At 73.2% G+C, this 1084-nt stretch carries 1 protein-coding gene; it reads left to right on the forward strand.

Annotation, left to right across the window (positions count from 1 at the left end; translation table 11 throughout):
* The coding region (locus SSP24_RS42465) for an acyltransferase domain-containing protein (RefSeq protein WP_141316616.1) at window positions 1-1084 on the forward strand (1084 nt) is incomplete at both ends.

A 1084-nucleotide genomic window follows, 5' to 3' on the forward strand; every position in this document is an offset into this window, starting at 1 on the left:
GGACACCCCCTCCACCTCGGCTCCCTGAAATCCAACATCGGGCACACCCAGGCCGCGGCGGGTGTCGGCGGCGTCATCAAGATGGTGCAGGCCATGCGCCACGGCGTACTGCCCAGGACCCTGCATGTGGAGGCTCCCAGCCGCCATGTCGACTGGGAGGCGGGCGACGTGGCCCTGCTCACCGAGGCCCGGGAGTGGCCGGCGTCGGATGCGCCGCGGCGCGCGGGAGTGTCGTCCTTCGGCATCAGCGGCACCAACGCGCACGTGATCCTGGAGCAGCCGGCGGCGGACGACGCGTCGCGGGACCGGGGCGCCGAGCCACTGGCCATGCCCGCGGTTCCGTGGCTGCTGTCCGCCAGGACGCCCGAGGCGCTGTCCCGGCAGGCGGCACGGTTGCTCGAACACCTTGAGCAGCGCCCCGACCTGACCCCCTTGGACGTCGCGCACTCCCTCGCCACCGGGCGCACCGCGCTCGATCATCGGACGAGTGTGACCGGCGCGGGGCGGGACGAGCTCATCGCCGGGCTGCGTTCGGTGCGGGCCGGGGCGGCCCAACCGGTCCGGGCCCGTACGGACCTGGCGGGCCGGACGGCGTTCCTGTTCACCGGTCAGGGAGCCCAGTACGCCGGAATGGGCCGTGAGCTGTACGCGTCCTTCCCGGTCTTCGCCCAGGCCTTCGACGCGGTGTGCGCCCAGTGGGACGGCATGTTCGAACGGCCCCTGAAGGAGGTCGTGTTCGCCGAGCCGGGCAGTGACGAGGCCGCTCTGCTGGGGCTGACGGGGTATGCGCAGCCCACGCTGTTCGCGCTGGAGACGGCGCTGTTCCGGCTGGCCGAGTCCTGGGGCCTGCGCCCGGACTATGTGGCCGGGCACTCCATCGGCGAGCTGACGGCCGCCCATGTGTCCGGTGTCCTGACGCTGGAGGATGCCGCGAGGCTGGTCGCCGCGCGGGCCTCGCTGATGCAGGCACTGCCCGAGGGCGGCACGATGATCGCGGTCCAGGCATCCGCGGACGAGGTCCTTCCGCTCGTGGCCGAGCACGCCGGCCTGCTGGCCCTCGCGGCGGTCAACGGCCCGTCGTCGG

It is taken from the genome of Streptomyces spinoverrucosus (genome assembly GCF_006539505.1).
Taxonomy (GTDB): Bacteria; Actinomycetota; Actinomycetes; order Streptomycetales; family Streptomycetaceae; genus Streptomyces; species Streptomyces spinoverrucosus.